Annotated in this window: 17 protein-coding genes; 12 read left to right on the forward strand and 5 right to left on the reverse strand. The window is 71.0% G+C overall.

Annotation, left to right across the window (positions count from 1 at the left end; all coding sequences use genetic code 11):
• Positions 1 to 57 precede the first annotated feature (57 nt).
• Positions 58 to 342: a hypothetical protein gene (locus ACIBK1_RS39525; protein WP_156081186.1), complete on the forward strand. Its 285-nt coding sequence runs from the start codon at positions 58 to 60 to the stop codon at positions 340 to 342.
• Between the two features lie 186 nt (positions 343 to 528).
• On the forward strand, positions 529 to 1647 hold the full coding sequence (locus tag ACIBK1_RS39530) for a trypsin-like serine peptidase (protein ID WP_030511454.1): 1119 nt from the start codon (positions 529 to 531) through the stop codon (positions 1645 to 1647).
• A 20-nt stretch (positions 1648 to 1667) separates the two neighbouring features.
• Here the strand turns inward: ACIBK1_RS39530 and ACIBK1_RS39535 are convergent, their stop codons facing one another.
• Together ACIBK1_RS39535 and ACIBK1_RS39540 are read right to left on the reverse strand one after the other, a co-directional pair.
• Entirely contained in the window at positions 1668 to 3089 is a 1422-nt protein-coding gene (locus tag ACIBK1_RS39535; RefSeq protein WP_051762495.1) for a hypothetical protein, read from the reverse strand.
• A 232-nt stretch (positions 3090 to 3321) separates the two neighbouring features.
• A complete protein-coding gene (locus tag ACIBK1_RS39540; protein WP_076442171.1) occupies positions 3322 to 4506 on the reverse strand; it encodes an NAD(P)-dependent malic enzyme in 1185 nt (394 codons plus the stop codon).
• 274 nt (positions 4507 to 4780) lie between these two features.
• Here ACIBK1_RS39540 and ACIBK1_RS39545 point away from each other — a divergent pair, with 274 nt between their 5' ends.
• Positions 4781 to 5308 (forward strand): CGNR zinc finger domain-containing protein, encoded by a 528-nt coding sequence (locus tag ACIBK1_RS39545; RefSeq protein ID WP_030511451.1) that lies wholly within the window; start codon positions 4781 to 4783, stop codon positions 5306 to 5308.
• Positions 5309 to 5326: 18 nt separating this feature from the next.
• Here ACIBK1_RS39545 and ACIBK1_RS39550 read toward each other — a convergent pair whose 3' ends face one another.
• On the reverse strand, positions 5327 to 5641 hold the full coding sequence (locus tag ACIBK1_RS39550; protein ID WP_030511450.1) for a S24 family peptidase: 315 nt from the start codon (positions 5639 to 5641) through the stop codon (positions 5327 to 5329).
• Positions 5642 to 5725: 84 nt separating this feature from the next.
• Between ACIBK1_RS39550 and sodN the strand changes: the two genes are divergently transcribed.
• The 3 genes from sodN to ACIBK1_RS39565 all read left to right on the forward strand — a co-directional run bounded on the left by sodN (position 5726) and on the right by ACIBK1_RS39565 (position 7566).
• Positions 5726 to 6127, forward strand: a complete 402-nt coding sequence (sodN, locus tag ACIBK1_RS39555; protein WP_030511449.1) for a superoxide dismutase, Ni — start codon at positions 5726 to 5728, stop codon at positions 6125 to 6127.
• Between the two features lie 213 nt (positions 6128 to 6340).
• Positions 6341 to 6766 carry an ATP-binding protein gene (locus ACIBK1_RS39560; protein WP_030511448.1) on the forward strand — a complete coding sequence of 142 codons (426 nt, stop codon included), beginning with the start codon at positions 6341 to 6343 and terminating at the stop codon, positions 6764 to 6766.
• Positions 6766 to 7566 (forward strand): RNA polymerase sigma factor SigF, encoded by an 801-nt coding sequence (locus ACIBK1_RS39565; RefSeq protein ID WP_030511447.1) that lies wholly within the window; start codon positions 6766 to 6768, stop codon positions 7564 to 7566. The genes ACIBK1_RS39560 and ACIBK1_RS39565 overlap by 1 nt, the downstream gene beginning before the upstream one ends.
• Positions 7567 to 7758: 192 nt before the next feature.
• On the opposite strand, the gene ACIBK1_RS39570 is transcribed toward ACIBK1_RS39565, so the two are convergent.
• On the reverse strand, positions 7759 to 8160 hold the full coding sequence (locus ACIBK1_RS39570) for a hypothetical protein (RefSeq protein WP_231514131.1): 402 nt from the start codon (positions 8158 to 8160) through the stop codon (positions 7759 to 7761).
• 99 nt (positions 8161 to 8259) lie between these two features.
• Here ACIBK1_RS39570 and ACIBK1_RS39575 point away from each other — a divergent pair, with 99 nt between their 5' ends.
• Positions 8260 to 9252: a diacylglycerol/lipid kinase family protein gene (locus ACIBK1_RS39575; protein WP_030511445.1), complete on the forward strand. Its 993-nt coding sequence runs from the start codon at positions 8260 to 8262 to the stop codon at positions 9250 to 9252.
• A gap of 287 nt (positions 9253 to 9539) precedes the next feature.
• Entirely contained in the window at positions 9540 to 9794 is a 255-nt protein-coding gene (locus ACIBK1_RS39580; RefSeq protein WP_030511444.1) for a WhiB family transcriptional regulator, read from the forward strand.
• Between the two features lie 234 nt (positions 9795 to 10028).
• On the opposite strand, the gene ACIBK1_RS39585 is transcribed toward ACIBK1_RS39580, so the two are convergent.
• A complete protein-coding gene (locus ACIBK1_RS39585; RefSeq protein WP_030511443.1) occupies positions 10029 to 11492 on the reverse strand; it encodes a sensor histidine kinase in 1464 nt (487 codons plus the stop codon).
• Positions 11493 to 11560: 68 nt separating this feature from the next.
• Between ACIBK1_RS39585 and ACIBK1_RS39590 the strand changes: the two genes are divergently transcribed.
• The 4 genes from ACIBK1_RS39590 (at position 11561) to bioB (ending at position 15360) form a co-directional block, all read left to right on the forward strand.
• Positions 11561 to 12748, forward strand: coding sequence for an 8-amino-7-oxononanoate synthase (locus ACIBK1_RS39590; RefSeq protein ID WP_051762502.1), 1188 nt, complete (start codon positions 11561 to 11563; stop codon positions 12746 to 12748).
• Positions 12745 to 13473 (forward strand): GntR family transcriptional regulator, encoded by a 729-nt coding sequence (locus ACIBK1_RS39595; protein ID WP_030511441.1) that lies wholly within the window; start codon positions 12745 to 12747, stop codon positions 13471 to 13473. The genes ACIBK1_RS39590 and ACIBK1_RS39595 overlap by 4 nt, the downstream gene beginning before the upstream one ends.
• A 131-nt stretch (positions 13474 to 13604) precedes the next feature.
• Entirely contained in the window at positions 13605 to 14327 is a 723-nt protein-coding gene (gene bioD / locus ACIBK1_RS39600; RefSeq protein WP_030511440.1) for a dethiobiotin synthase, read from the forward strand.
• Positions 14328 to 14361: 34 nt separating this feature from the next.
• A complete protein-coding gene (gene bioB, locus ACIBK1_RS39605) occupies positions 14362 to 15360 on the forward strand; it encodes a biotin synthase BioB (protein ID WP_030511439.1) in 999 nt (332 codons plus the stop codon).
• Positions 15361 to 15367: the final 7 nt, after the last annotated feature.

The raw sequence follows: 15367 nt of genomic DNA on the forward strand, positions 1-15367 counted from the left end.
CACGGCGCCGGTCCGCGAGTGGCATGCTGGGTGGACGGCGATCACGAGGAGATCAGGATGACCCACCCTTCCGGCACGCAGCCCGCCTTCCGGCGCACCCCCCTGAACGCGGAGGAAAGGGCGCGCGGTGAGATCGCCTTCTCGCAGCTCGTCGTCGAACACCTCACCACGCAGGGACGGTTCAGGATCACCGCGGACAGCCCGGAGATGACGGACCTGTGGCAGGCGGTCGCCCGCAGGGCGGGTGAGACGCTGCGGCGGCCGGTGGTCAGCTACGCCAACGGCCGGGACATCGTCATCACCTTCGCCCAGGAGGCCCCGGGGCTCACGTCACAGGCCTGAGCACCCCCAAGAAGTGCCCCGTCGCGCCGCGGCGGGGCACTTCGGCGTTCGGGGAGGAACCGCGCTCCTTCCGCGTTGTTTTCCCGACTTGATCCCCGTCGCTGTATCTTCCTTCGCAGCCCGTTCACACCGCACTCCCGAGGGCGCCATCGGGCGAGGGAGACGTTCCACAGCAAGGAGATCCGGTTGAAGCGCATCCTCCCCCCGCTGTGGGGTGCGGCGGCGACGGCCGCGTTGCTCGTCAGCGGGACGGCGGTGCCCGCTCACGCCTACGAGATCACCGTGACCACCCCCCTCGTCTCCGACGCGAAGGCGGCGGAGGTGATCTCCTACTGGCTCGGCGACGGCGGACGCCTGCTCGCGGCGGCCACCCCCGTCTCCGCGCCGGCCGGGATCGACGCCACTCCCCTCCCGGCCGAGGGCAGCGCTCCCGGCGGCGTACGGGGCGTGGTGCCGGCCTCCGCCGGGGTCAAGCGGGCCGCCGGTCCGTCGAGGAACGTCAACCTCCCGAGGACGACGGGCAAGGTCTTCTTCGTCGGCTCGGACGGACTCCCCCACTGGTGCGCGGGCACCTCGGTGCAGTCCGATCACCGCAACCTCGTGGCGACGGCCGGACACTGCGTCTACGCCACGAGGCCCACGGCCGAGGGCGCAGGAGAGTCCGCCCCGACGCCCTACCGCTACTGGGTATTCGTTCCGGGGTTCGCCGGCGGCGGCACGCCCTGGGGCGTCTACGCCGGCGAACAGGCCTTCGCCCACAGCGACTACACCAGATATGGCGACCTCGACCGCGACTACGCGTTCGTCAGCGTCCACGCGGGCGTGCTGCCCAAACGCGTCACGCTGCGGGACGCGGCGCAGTACGCCGCGTTCTCCGCCGGGCCGAAGTATCACACCGCCACCGGCTACACCGGGGTCAGGCTGCTGCCGGCGGGGCGTCTCGGCGACAAGGTCGGCGGGCAGGGCCTCGCCTACAACCTGCCGGTCGACCGGCCGCTCGCCATCTTCGGCTACCCCATGCGGACCGCCGAGGGCCACGCGAGCGGCAACACCCGGCTCACCCGTGCGTACGGCAAGCCCTTCCTGGCCCGGGACCTGTCCAGGAGGGCGAACGAGCTGGTCGCCGTGCGCTCGGCCTTCACCGCCGCCTCCGGGTCGCCGTGGCTGGCCGCCTACCGCGGCGTCCGCGGTCTCGGATATCTGAACGGCCTGACGATCGGTCTGTCCGGCCCGGGGACCGGCCTGTCGCCGTACTTCGACGGGGAGCTGTTCCAGGTCTACAACACGGCCCGGCGCGCCGGCTGAGGACGCCGCTCGGCGTCCGCTCAGACGACGACCGCCGGCCTGCTCGCTCCCTGCCTGGTCGTGCTCTGCCTGGTCGCGCCTTCTCCGTCCCTCGCGCGGCCCCGGCCGCGCTCCAGCAGCTCCGCCACCCGCGGCTCCGCGGCGTGCGGCGCGAACCTGCGGCACATGTCGGCCACGTACGTCCGGGTCCGCGCCGACTGGATGCCCTCGGCCAGGTCGAGGGCCGACGACGCCGCCTGGCAGGCCTCCTCCAGCTCGCCCTCCTGGATGAGCGCCGTCGCGAGCAGCGAGAGGTTGAACATCTTGCCGCGCACATAGCGCCCGTCCATCACCAGCGAGCGCCGGGCCTGCCGTACGGCCCGCGCCCCGTCGCCGAGGTCGCGCAGGCAGTGGGCCGACTTCGCGGCCAGGTAGGCCTCGTCGAAGTAGCCGATCCAGCCGGGCTCGTTCTGCGGTCTGCGCCGGTCGAAGGCGACCTCCGCCTCGTGCAGCGCGCCGCCGCACGCCGTGCGCTCCCCGAGCAGGGCCAGGGCGTGCGCCTCCAGCACCCGGGCCTCGGCCAGCAGCGTGCCGACCCCCGAGCGCCGGGCCGCCGCGACGGCCGCCCTTGCCAGCTCCAGCGCGTGCCGGGAATGCCCGATGTAGACCGCCTGATGGCTCATCCCGGCCAGGATCTCGCCGCACAGGGCGTGGTCGCCCGCGCCGCGCGCCAGGCCGAGCGCCTGGATCAGATAGCGCTGGGCCAGCCCGTGCTGCTCCAGGTCGTAGGCCATCCATCCGGCCAGCCGGGTCAGCTCGGCCGCCGCGGTCGCCAGCGATCGCCCGGTGGCCTCGCCGTACGCGCCCTCGCGCAGCAGCGGCGTCACGGCGGTGTGCAGGTAACGCACGACCGGACCGCGGATGCTGCCGCCGCCGAACCGGTTGTCCAGCTCGCTGAACGATCGGGTGACCTCACGGATCGCGGCCACGTCAGAGGGCCCGACCCGGCGCGGCCCGTTCGCGGAGAGCCGCTCCCCGCCGGGCGCCGCCAGCCAGCGGAACATGCCCGCCGAGCCCGCTCCCAGGGCGAAGGTGGAGTCGAGCAGGAACCTCCGCCGCTCGACGTCGGCCCTCCACAGTGCTGTCACGCTTGCCACACCCTCCTCCCACGAATGGGGGAACTCCTGTCCCAGATCGGCGGGGACCGTTCCGCGCGGCATCCCGATGTCCTCCCTGGACACCTGCCGCCCCAGCCGCAGCGAGAAGATCTCGGCCAGCAGGCCGGGAACCGGTTCACGCGGGCGGCGCCCGCCGATCCAGCGCAGCACGGAGCCGTGGTCGTACCGCATCCCCAGCAGGCCCCGGGCCGAGCCGAGACCGTTGAGCCGCCGGGCCAGGCCCTTGCGGGACAGTCCGGCTTCGGTGAGGTGCTGCTGGAGGAGGCGGTTGGGGTCACATCGCATTGCTCTCCAACCGGGACAGGCAATAGCCGAGTTGGTTACGGAGAGCTTTCTTTATAGCACTAACCGTGAGGACCTAAAGGGATTCCCAAATGTTTGACGGCCCTGGCATGGGCGCTGACGAGGAAAGACGAGGGGCCGCGCACCGCGCCTGTCACGCGGTGCGCGGCCCCTCGGGGTCCGTGCCTGGTCTGTTCCTGCGTCCGTTCCTGCGTCCGTGTCCGCCTCGGGACGGCTACTTGCGGGCGACGCCGTCCTGCCGGGCCTGCCGCGCCACCGCGGCGATCACGGCGGGCGCGACCCGGGTGTCGAACGGCGAGGGGATGACGTAGCTCTCGGTGAGACCGTCCCCGACCACGGCCGCCAGCGCGTCCGCCGCCGCCACCTTCATGTTCTCGGTGATCGTCGTGGCGCGGACGTCGAGCGCGCCGCGGAAGACCCCGGGGAAGGCCAGCACGTTGTTGATCTGGTTGGGATAGTCGGACCGGCCGGTGGCGACCACGCGGGCGTGCCTGCCCGCCACCGCGGGATCCACCTCAGGGGTGGGGTTGGACAGCGCGAACACGATCGAGTCCGGCGACATCGCCGCGATCGCCTGCTCCGAGACCGTCGACCCGGACAGGCCGACGAACACGTCGGCGCCGGCGAGCGCCTGCTCGGTCGACCCGGACAGGCCCGCCTTGTTGGTGTCGCGGGCCAGCGCCCGCTTGACCGGGTTCAGGTCCTCGCGGCCGGCGTGGATGACGCCCTTGGAGTCGGAGACCGCGATGTCGCCGATCCCGGCGTTCAGCAGCATCCGCGAGACGGCGACGCCGGAGGCGCCGGCGCCGGCCACCACCGCGCGCAGGTCGCCGAGGGACCGCCCGGTGAGGCGGGCCGCGTTGCGCAGCGCGGCGAGGACCACGATCGCGGTCCCGTGCTGGTCGTCGTGGAAGACGGGGATGTCGAGAAGCGCCCGCAGGCGCTCCTCCACCTCGAAGCAGCGGGGGGCGCTGATGTCCTCCAGGTTGATGCCGCCGAACGACGGCGCGAGCCTGGCCACGGTCTCGACGATCGCGTCCACGTCGGTGCAGTCGATGCAGATCGGCACGGCGTCGACGCCGGCGAACTGCTTGAACAGCAGGGCCTTGCCCTCCATCACGGGCATGGCCGCCGCCGGCCCGATGTCCCCGAGCCCCAGGACGGCGGTGCCGTCGGAGACCACGGCCACGACATTGGACACCCAGGTGTAGTCGTTGACCAGGTCCGGGTTGTCGGCGATGGCGGTGCAGACGCGGGCGACTCCCGGCGTGTACGCGAGCGACAGGTCGTCGGCGTCGCGGACCGGGACGGTCGAGCGGACCTCCAGCTTGCCGCCGCGGTGCAGCGCGAAAGCGGGATCCAGGTCGAGAGATTCCAGGGAAACAGGTGTTACGGTCACAGCGACCCCAGTGTCGAAAGGACGAGATTCCTTCGGTAGACGCCGTCAAGAGAACGAGAGCCCAGGCTTCGGTAGCCGCCGGAGGCCGTCGTCGTTGACGGTCGTCTCTTGAGGGGGGTACGGGGGTCACCCGTTCCCTGATTGTGCCACACGAAGTGACAAGCGCCCCTGCCCGATCGGGTCACATAACGTTGTACGTTCAGGTGTTCCCCCAGGCCATCGGGCGTGTAATACTCGGCTTTGCCAGTGATCTCTTACGTATTTGGGCGCCCCAGTGGACTTGACGTCTTACGCCGAGCTGGCCGTTCAGCTGGTCAACATGGGCGACGAGCTCAAAAACCCCTTCTCCCTGCGAGCCCTGCTGGAGGAGACGGGCCGCACGGAGGCGGCCGCCCGCCTCACCCGCCGTGACATCGACGCGCTGTGCGAGCTACGCGACGAACTCGCGGAGGTCTTCACGTCCGCCGCCGAGGGCGACGACGCGGACGTGGTCGAGCGGCTCAACGGGCTGCTGGTCCGCCATCCCGTGCATCCGCAGATCTCCGGGCACGACGGGCAGCCCTGGCACCTGCACCTGACCGAGGGCGGCCGGGTCGCCGACGCCCTCGCGGTCGGGTCGGTCATGGGCCTGGCCAGTGTGGTGACCCGGCTCGGCGTGGACCGGCTCGGCGTCTGCCAGGCGGCGCCGTGCCGCAACGCCTATCTCGACACCTCCTCCAACCGGTCGCGCCGCTACTGCTCCGAGCGGTGCGCCAGCCGGGCCAACGTGGCCGCCTACCGGGCGCGCAAGCGAGGCGCCTGACCAAGCCGTCCCGGCCGGTCAGGGGGCGGGCGCGGGGAAGCGCAGCGCGGGCCGGGGCCAATAACGCAGCACCACCCTGCCGACGACGTCCTCCTCGGGCACGGCGCCGAAGTCCCAGCTGTCGCGGCGCCCTGGGGCCGACTGGTTGTCGCTCTCCAGCCACCAGCCGTCGCCGGTGAGCCGGAAGGCCCGCTTGACGATCAGGCCGTGCGGCCGCCTGGCGACCACCACGTCGCCCGGGCGGACGGGGGCTCCGCGCCGTACCAGCAGCCAGTCTCCCGGCCGCAGCGCGGGCAGCATCGAGTCGCCGGTGACACACACCGCGGTGAGCACATCCCCCTCCGCACAGTGATTTCGAGACGAGTAAGGTCGGTCCTGGAACAGTGCTGTCACCAGCATTCCTAAGGAAGGATTCCGATGCTCGCACGACTGCTGCGACCCAGGCACGAGGCGTCCGCCCACTGCGACCTGCCGTGCGGGGTCTACGACCCGGCGCAGGCCCGCATCGAGGCCGAGTCGGTGAAGGCGATCATTAAGAAGTACGCCGACAACGACGACCCGGTCTTCAGGACCCGCGCGCTGATCATCAAGGAACAGCGGGCCGAGCTGGTCAAGCATCACCTGTGGGTGCTGTGGACCGACTACTTCAAGCCCCCGCACCTGGAGCAGTACCCCCAGCTTCACCAGCTCTTCTGGGACGCCACGAAGCTCGCCGGCGCCGCCGGCGCCAAGGGCACCGTGGACCCCTCGCTGGCCGACGACCTCCTCGCGAAGATCGACGAGATCGCCAAGATCTTCTGGGAGACCAAGGCCGCCTGAGCCGCGGAATCTCGGGCCCCGCACGGCCTCCAGGGTCGCGCGGGGCCAGATCATCTCAAGGCCCATACAAACTCCATATTCGGTAGTACGGAATTTACGTGCAGTTACCTCCAAGGATCGCCACAATCAGCGCGTCCAGCCGGGGCAGCACCGCGCGAGTGGCGGTAAGTTGCAGTCAGCGGCACTCAGCCGGCTGAAGGGGCGAGGAGGAACGTGACCGAGGAAACCGAGACGCCTGCGGTGGATCTGACCGGGATTCGCGATGCTGTGAGTGTCCGGCTGCCCGCCGTGAGCGCCTACCTGTCCGTGCTGCGCACGGCGACCGCCGGGCTCGCCGCGCGGCTCGACTTCACCCTCGATCAGATCGAGGACCTGCGCATCGCCGTCGACGAGGCGTGCGCCATGTTGCTGCGGCACGCCGTGCCCGGAACGGACCTCCTCGCGGAGTTCGAGCTCACGGGCCAGGAGATGACGGTCCGCGTCGAGGTCAACACGCTCGGCGTGAGCTCGCCCAACCGGGAGGACTTCGCCTGGATGGTGCTGACCGCGCTGGCCGACGACGTGGACGCCATCTCCGATCACGCGGACCACCTGGCGATCGTGCTGCGTAAGCGCCGGAGCCCGGCGAGGCCGTCGTGATGACGGAAAGGACGAGTGCGATGACCTCCGGCGACTCGGCGGTGCCGGACCGCGTACGCGCGCGCACACTCTTCGCCGAGCTGTCGGAGCTCCCGCCGGACGACCCGAGGCGCCAGCGCATCCGCGACGAGCTGGTCGAGCTCCACCTGCCACTGGTGGAGTACCTGGCCCGCCGCTTCCGCAACCGGGGCGAGTGGCTTGACGATCTCACGCAGGTCGCCACGATCGGGCTGATCAAGTCGATCGACCGCTTCGACCTCGCACGCGGCGTGGAGTTCTCCACGTACGCCACCCCGACCATCGTCGGCGAGATCAAACGGCACTTCCGCGACAAGGGCTGGGCGGTCCGCGTCCCGCGCCGGCTGCAGGAGCTGAAGCTCTCGCTCACCAAGGCGATAAGCGAACTCTCGCAGCGGGAGAGCCGGGCGCCCACGGTCGCCGAGCTCGCCGTCCACCTGGGCATGAGCGAGGAGGAGGTCCTGGAGGGCCTGGAGTCGGCCAACGCCTACTCCACCGTGTCGCTCGACGCGCCGGACTCCGGCGACGACGACGCTCCCGCCGTGTCCGACTCGCTCGGCATCGTGGACGAGTCGCTGGAGGGCGTGGAGTATCGGGAGTCGCTCAAGCCGCTGCTCGAGCGCCTGCCGCCGCGTGAGAAGCGGATCCTGCTGCTGCGTTTCTTCGGCAACATGACGCAGTCGCAGATCGCGACCGAGCTGGGGATCTCGCAGATGCACGTGTCCCGGCTGCTCGCCCGGACGCTGGCCCAGCTCCGCGAGGGCCTCACCGCCGAAGACTGATCGTCCGGCCCGGGCGGCCTGGATAGATCAGAGACGGACGACCGCGACGCCGTGCTCCCCCCGGCGGCGCCCGGTCAGTGACCGGTGGCTGTCCCGCGGCTTGCCCGGTGTCGGCCCCGTGTCGGCCCGCTATCGGCCCCGTGTCGGCCCGATGTCGGCCCCGTGTCGGGTCAGTGCCTGCCCGCCGTCCGCTCAGCGTGCACCGTCTTCGCCCATGAGGGCGTGGGTGGAGGCCGGCGCGAGCAGCGCGACCAGGGCGATCGCCGCCGCGGTGATGAGAGGGACGCCGAACCCGTACTGCGCGGACTGGATGAGGCTGATCGCCACCGGAAGCGCGAATATCTGCGTCACCACGGCCGGGCCCCGGCTCCAGCGCAGCACCTGCCACACGCCCCAGGCCACCCAGAGCAGCAGAGCTCCGCCGAGCACGCCGAATCCGGCCACCGCGATGCTGGTGACCAGGTCGGTGGGTTTGCCGATCACGGTCTCGACGCCGACATATCCGCCCAAGGCGAGGGCGAGCAGGCCTTCCGCGGCCAGAACGGCGGCGGCCACGGTCAGCGTGGCGGGGCGGCCGACGGAACTGCTGATCACACCGCCCAACCCTACCCGCAGACACCCGCGCCCCCGTGGGGGAGTCACCGGAGAGGCATCACCCGGCGCGAGCGGTAAACCGTTCGTTAACCTTCAGGCATGCGGGCACTCCTCCTCGTCAATCCCAAGGCGACCTCGACGCACCGGCGCACGCGCGACGTGCTGATCCGGGCGCTCGGCGCCGCCGTCGACCTGTCAGTCGAGGAGACCGCCTATCGCGGCCACGCGACCACGCTCGCGGCCACCGCGCACGCCAAGGGCTTCGACACGGTGGCGGTCCTCGGCGGCGACGGCACGATCAACGAGACCGTCAACGGCCTGCTGGACGCCCGGCCCGCCGGCGGCGCGAACGAGCGGCCCGCGCTCATCGTGATCCCCGGGGGCAGCGCCAACGTCTTCGCCCGCGCCCTCGGGCTGCCCAACAACCCGGTCGAGGCGACCGGCGCCGTCCTGGAGGCGCTGCGCGAAGGACGCCGCCGGACCATCGGTTTGGGACAGGCGATTTGGCACGACGAGGTTTCAGGGCCGGACCCGGGGGCAGGTGCGCCACCTGACCAGCGAAGGTCTAGATATTTCACATTTTGTGCTGGGCTGGGATACGACGCCGAGGTCGTCCGGGCCGTGGAGGGCCTGCGAAGCGCGGGGCATCGCGCGCTGCCCGCTCTCTACGTGAACACGACGATCCGCCACTTCTTCGTGACGGACCGCCGGCGGCCGGCCATCCGGCTGACGCGTCCCGGCCGGCCACCAGAGGATGGGATCTTCATGGCGATCGTGTCCAACACGTCGCCGTGGACGTACGCCGGCACACGTCCGATCAACCCGACGCCGTGGGCCGGCTTCGAGACGGGGCTCGACATGCTCGGACTCCGCAGGATGGACCTGCCGACGGTGCTCGCGCTCGCCCGGCAGATCATCGGTGAGCACCGGGGATTGCCTCGCGGTAAACACCTCGTTCAGCTGCATGACGAGGCCGAGTTCACGCTCCACGCCTCCCGCCCGGTCGCCTTCCAGCTCGACGGCGACTACCTGGGAGAACACGAGTGGGTGATCTTCCGCGCTATCCCGGACGCATTACAAGTCCTCGTCTAGCTTGTTACATGTAGTCATAGTGTGACGCATCCGACAGCCACGACGGGCAAAACCTTGTTCCAAACCTCTTGTGTGGTGTTGGAACGGCTGAAAAGCTGAACTACGACGTCGGAACGTAGGACCTTTACGGAGACCACCGCCTCCGTGAGGAGCCCCGGCGATCACGTGAACGAGCCCGGCCCCCATCCCAGGATCCGGGCGATTGTTCGCATCAGCTAGTGAAAGAGTTCACAAAGTTGACGGCTAGAGGAGCCACGGAGGCTCCACTTTACGAAGGAGTGGAACGCATGGACTGGCGCCACCGCGCTGCCTGCCGTGACGTGGACCCCGAACTGTTCTTCCCGATCGGGAACACTGGTCCGGCGCTCATGCAGATCGAAGAGGCCAAGCAGGTATGCCGGCGATGCACCGTCGCCGAGTCCTGTCTCAAGTGGGCCCTCGAGTCGGGTCAGGACGCCGGAGTCTGGGGCGGGCTCAGCGAGGACGAGCGTCGCGCCCTCAAGCGCCGTACGGCTCGCGCCCGCGCCCGCGCCGCCGTCTGACTCCCCCGCCGCACGCGAACGCCTTCGGTGAATGCCAGTGACGGCATTCACCGGATCGCGGGACCTCGGAGCCCGGCCGGGACGGCCGCGTAGCCTCCCGCCCACAGGGCCGTCTGTCCACCAACGCATCGCGTCCACTATGGCATCCCCCACACAGGTCTCGCACAGCGGGACCCCCTGTGGGGCCTCCCGCGAACCCGAGGCCCCTGTGGGGGATCGAAGCCCTCGGGGAGATCAGCCCGACTGCACCGGGATGCTGAGGCTGACCTCGGTGCCCCCGCTGTCTCTCGTGGCCACACCCAGGCGGCCCGACAGTTCGCCGACGACCAGCGTACGGACGATCTGAAGACCGAGGCTCCCCGTGGCCTCCAGGTCGAAGTCCTCGGGCAGGCCCTTGCCGTCGTCGGCCACGGTGAACTCCAGCCGATCGGCGTCGCGGGAGACGACGATCTGGACGTTTCCGGAGGAGTGGGCGAACCCGTGCTCGACCGCGTTCTGCAGCAACTCGGTCAGCACCATGGCGATGGGGGTCGCGACCGCGGCGGGCAGCACGCCGAAGCTGCCGACCCGCTTGATCGCCACCTGCGCGACCGCCACCTCCGCCGTCATCGCGATGACCCGGTCGGCGATGTCGTCGAACTCGACCATCTCCTCCGGCATCTGGGCGAGGATCTCGTGGACGATCGCGATCGAGCCGACCCGCCGTACGGCCTCGTTCAGCGCCTCCTGGCCCTCCGGGTTGTTCAGCCGGCGCGCCTGGAGCCGCAGCAGCGCTGCCACGGTCTGCAGGTTGTTCTTGACCCGGTGGTGGATCTCGCGGATCGTCGCGTCCTTGGTGAGCAGTTCCCGCTCACGCCGCCGCAGCTCGGTCACGTCGCGGATCAGCACCAGCGCGCCGATGCGGCCGCCACCGACGATCAGCGGGATCGCCCGTAGCTGCACGACCGTGCCGCCGTTCTCCACCTCGGTCTCCCGGGGGGCCCGCCCGCTGGCGACGAGCATCAGGTCCTCGTTGATCGGCTCGTCGGAGTAGCACAGGTCGGCGGTCGTCTTCCCCAGGTCCGCCCCCACGAGATCGGCGTGCAGGCCGAGCCTGCGGTAGGCCGACAGCGCGTTGGGCGAGGCGTAGGTGACCCGCCCGGCCTTGTCCAGGCGGAGCAGGCCGTCGCCCACCCGGGGCGACCTGACCAGGATCGGCTCCTCCTCCGCGAAGGGGAACCTGCCCTCGGCCACCATCTGCGCCAGATCGGACGCGCTCTGCAGATAGGTCAGCTCCAGCCGGGACGGGGTCCGCGCCGACGACAGATTGGTCGAGCGCTGGATGACCCCGATGATCGGGCCCTCCTTGTCCCGCCGCACCGGGATCGTCTCCTCGCGCACCGGCACGCCGCTGGACCAGTCGGGGTCGCCCTCCCTGCAGATGCGGTTCTCGGCCCAGGCCACGTCGATCAGCGGCCGCTCTCCGACGGCGATGGACATGCCCACGACGTCGTCGTGGTAGACGGTGGGACCGGTCGTGGGCCGCATCTGGGCCACCGCCACCCACCTCGTGCCGCTCTGATCGGGAACCCACAGTATGAGGTCGGCGAACGACAGGTCGGCGAGCAGCTGCCAGTCCGAGACCAGCGAGTGGATCCAGTCGACGCCGGCGGAATCGAGTGCGGTGTGGCGCGACACCAGGTCGCTGAGAGTCGGCACGACTGCATGATGCGCCGCTGTCCGGGTCGAAAGCGAATCGACCATCGCCACCTGGCAAGATGCACCTCATGACAGGGCCGTTGGACAGACTACGCGCGGCCGCCGCCGAGCGCGAGGCGGCCGGCCTGCGCCGCACTCTCCGCCCGCGCACGCCCGGCCACGACGGCCTGCTCGACCTGGCCTCCAACGACTACCTGGGGCTGTCGCGGGACGAGCGGCTCGTGGAGGCGGCCGTACGGGCGACCCGGGAGTGGGGGGCGGGCTCCACGGGCTCACGTCTGGTCACCGGCTCCACCCGGCTCCACGCCGAGCTGGAGGACCGGCTCGCCGCGTTCACCGGAGCGGCCGGGGCCCTGGTGTTCTCCTCGGGCTACCTCGCCAACCTCGCCGCGGTCGCCGCCCTCGGGCGGGGCGGCCTGATCGTCTCGGACGCCGGCAACCACGCCTCGATCGTCGACGCCTGCCGGCTGTCGCGGTCGCGGGTCGTGGTCACGCCGCACGGCGACGCGGAGGCGGTGGACAAGGCCCTGGCCGAGCGTGCCGAGGAGCACGCCCTCGTCGTCACCGACGCCGTCTTCTCCGTCGACGGCGACCTCGCCCCGCTGCGCGCCCTGCACGAGGCGGCCGTACGGCACGGCGCGCTGCTGGTGGTGGACGAGGCCCACGCGCTCGGCGTGGTGGGCGACCACGGCAGGGGCGCCGTACACGCGGCGGGCCTCGCCGGCCGCGCGGACATTGTGAGAACCGTCACGTTGTCGAAGTCCCTGGGTTCCCAGGGCGGCGCCGTCCTGGGCGCCCCCGAGGTGATCGGCACGCTCGTGGACACCGGCAGGTCGTTCATCTTCGACACCGGCCTCGCACCAGCCTGCGCCGGTGCCGCCCTGGCCGCTCTCGATATCCTGGAGAGCACCGCTGACCTGCCCGTACGCGCTCGGCTGAGAGCCGGGGAACTGGCCGCGATGGCCCGCGAGCTCGGCCTGGAGACGGCCGATCCGGCGGCCGCCGTCGTGCCGGTCGTGCTCGGCTCGCCCACGCTCGCCCTGTCAGCGGGAGCCCTGTGTGCGGAACTGGGGGTTCGCGTGGGATGCTTCCGCCCACCATCGGTGCCTCGTGGCCGGTCCTGTCTGCGGTTGACCGCGAGGGCCGATTTGAGGTCCGATGATCTCGCGGTGGTCCGGGGTGCGCTCACCGCTGTGGCCGAGTTGACGATGTTGCCTGAGTTGGGCGATGTGGCCGAGTTGAGGGTGGACAGGTGACGGAGCACAGCGAGGACTCTCCCCGGGTTCCGAAGTACTACGACGTGAAGCGCAGTCTTCTGGAGCTCACCAAGAGCCTGCCCGCGGGCAGCGCGCTCCCGCCCGAGCGCGCCCTGGCGGTGCGCTTCGAGACATCCCGGACGACGGTCCGGCAGGCGCTGTCGGAGCTCGTGGTCGAGGGGAGGCTGCTGCGCATCCAGGGCAAGGGCACGTTCGTGGCCCAGCCCAAGGTCGCCCAGGTCCTGCAGCTCACCTCCTACACCGGTGACCTGCGCACGGTCGGCCTGGAGCCGGACACCAAGATCCTCGACATCAGCTACATCACGGCCGACGAGGCGCTCGGGCGGCGGCTGGCCATCAATCCCGGCAGCCGGGTCCTGCGGATCCACCGCCTGCGCCTGGCCAACGGCGAGCCGATGTCCATCGACACCACGCACCTGTCCGCCCGCCGGTTCCCCCGCCTGCGGCGCGAGCTGGAGGTGCACTCCTCGCTGTACGAGACGCTGCACAACGCCTACAACGTGCGGCTGACCGACGCCGAGGAGGTAATAGAGACCGTGCTCGCCACGCCGTACGACGCGCAGGTGCTGGGCGTGGACGTCGGCCTGCCCATGCTGCTGCTGACCCGGCACGCCTTCGACGCCGACGGCAACCCCGTCGAGTACGCCCAGTCGCTCTACCGCGGCGACCGCTACAAGTTCGTCACCCGCCTCCGCCGCCCCTGACCCCCACCCCCGCGATCATGTAATTTGTCGCAGCGCCCACATGTGACCTGCGGATTCACCGTTCGTGATCTTGCAAGATCACGGGGGTGTCGGGTGGTTCGGTGAGCAGGAGGCGTTCTACTCTGCGGGGCGTGAGCATTCTCGTTGTGACGGGGACGGACACGGGGGTCGGGAAGACGGTGGTGACGGCCGCGCTCGCCGTCCTGGCCCTGGAGCGGGGCGCGACGGTGGCGGTGGTGAAGCCGGCGCAGACCGGGGTGGCGGCCGGGGAGCCGGGGGACCTCGACGAGGTGATCCGCCTGTCGGGGGTGACCACGACCTTCGAGATGACCCGGTATCCCGATCCGCTCTCCCCCGCCGCGGCGGCCCGCGTCTCCGGCATGCCGTCGCTGTCGCTCACGTCGGCGGCGGCGCGGATCGAGGAGCTGGCCGAGTCGCACCGGCTGGTACTCGTCGAGGGCGCCGGGGGCCTGCTGGTCCGCTACGACGAGGAGGGCGGCACGCTCGCGGACCTGGCGCGGCGGCTGCACGCCCCCGTCCTCGTGGTGGCGCGCGCCGCCCTGGGCACGCTCAACCACACGGCGCTGACGCTCGAAGCCATGGCGGGCCGGGGCCTCGACCTGGCGGGCGTGGTGATCGGGTCCTGGCCCGCCGAGCCGGGGCTCGCCGAGCGGTCGAACGTCGCCGACCTGGAGATGCTCGCCGCCCGGCCGCTGTCGGGAGCGCTGCCGGAGGGCGCGGGCGCGCTCGGCCGGGAGGCGTTCGCCCGCGCCGCCCGCGTCGGACTCGCTCCCACCCTCGGCGGCATGTTCGACCCGGCCGGATTCCGCTCGGCCCTTAAGCTGCCCCTGTGACGGGAGTGCCGCCGAGGACCGACGGGAGTGCCGCGTGAAGACCGACATCCTGGAGATCGCCCGCGTACGGGTTCTGGACGAGGGCAGGGGCCTCGACGCGGCCCAGGCGCTGGAGTGCCTGACGCTGCCGGACGAGCGCCTGCCCGACCTGCTCGCCCTGGCGCACGAGGTGCGGATGAAGTGGTGCGGTCCCGAGGTCGAGGTGGAGGGGATCGTCTCGCTCAAGACCGGCGGCTGCCCGGAGGACTGTCACTTCTGCTCGCAGTCCGGCCAGTTCTCCTCCCCGGTGCGCGCGGCCTGGCTCGACATCCCCTCGCTCGTCCGGGCGGCCGTCGAGACGGCCGCGACCGGGGCGACGGAGTTCTGCATCGTCGCGGCCGTACGCGGACCCGACCGGCGGCTGATGGACCAGGTCCGTGAGGGCGTGAAGGCGATCCGCGAGGCGGTCGACATCAACGTGGCCTGCTCCCTCGGGATGCTCACGCAGACGCAGGTGGACGAACTGGCCGAGATGGGGGTCCACCGCTACAACCACAATCTGGAGACCGCCCGGTCGCACTTCCCCCGCGTGGTCACCACGCACACCTGGGAGGAGCGCTGGGACACCTGCCTCATGATCCGGGAGGCGGGCATGGAGCTGTGCTGCGGCGGCATCGTCGGCATGGGAGAGACGCTGGAGCAGCGGGCCGAGTTCGCCGCCCAGCTGGGTGAGCTGGAGCCCGACGAGGTGCCGCTCAACTTCCTCAACCCCCGCCCCGGCACGCCGTTCGCCGACCAGCCCCTCGTCTCGGGCGCCGAGGCCCTGAAGACGATCGGCACGTTCCGCCTCGCCCTGCCGCACACGATCCTGCGGTACGCCGGGGGCCGCGAGCTGACCCTCGGCGACCTCGGCACGAGGGACGGCATGCTGGGCGGCGTCAACGCCGTCATCGTCGGCAACTACCTGACCACCTTGGGCCGCGCGCCCGAGCGCGATCTGGAGCTGCTCGCCGACCTCAAGATGCCCATCAAGGCGCTCTCCCAGACCCTCTGACGCCACC

The sequence above is a fragment of the Microbispora rosea genome (assembly GCF_044460045.1).
Classification (GTDB): Bacteria; Actinomycetota; Actinomycetes; order Streptosporangiales; family Streptosporangiaceae; genus Microbispora; species Microbispora rosea.

Excerpts from the sequence above, each read along its gene's own strand:
- ACIBK1_RS39575 (WP_030511445.1), top strand. The coding sequence starts at position 8,260 with ATGCGGGCACTCCTCCTCGTCAATCCCAAGGCGACCTCGACGCACCGG.
- ACIBK1_RS39580 (WP_030511444.1), top strand. The coding sequence starts at position 9,540 with ATGGACTGGCGCCACCGCGCTGCCTGCCGTGACGTGGACCCCGAACTG.
- ACIBK1_RS39535 (WP_051762495.1), bottom strand. The coding sequence starts at position 3,089 with ATGCGATGTGACCCCAACCGCCTCCTCCAGCAGCACCTCACCGAAGCC.
- ACIBK1_RS39525 (WP_156081186.1), top strand. The coding sequence starts at position 58 with ATGACCCACCCTTCCGGCACGCAGCCCGCCTTCCGGCGCACCCCCCTG.
- ACIBK1_RS39565 (WP_030511447.1), top strand. The coding sequence starts at position 6,766 with ATGACGGAAAGGACGAGTGCGATGACCTCCGGCGACTCGGCGGTGCCG.
- ACIBK1_RS39590 (WP_051762502.1), top strand. The coding sequence starts at position 11,561 with ATGACAGGGCCGTTGGACAGACTACGCGCGGCCGCCGCCGAGCGCGAG.
- sodN (WP_030511449.1), top strand. The coding sequence starts at position 5,726 with ATGCTCGCACGACTGCTGCGACCCAGGCACGAGGCGTCCGCCCACTGC.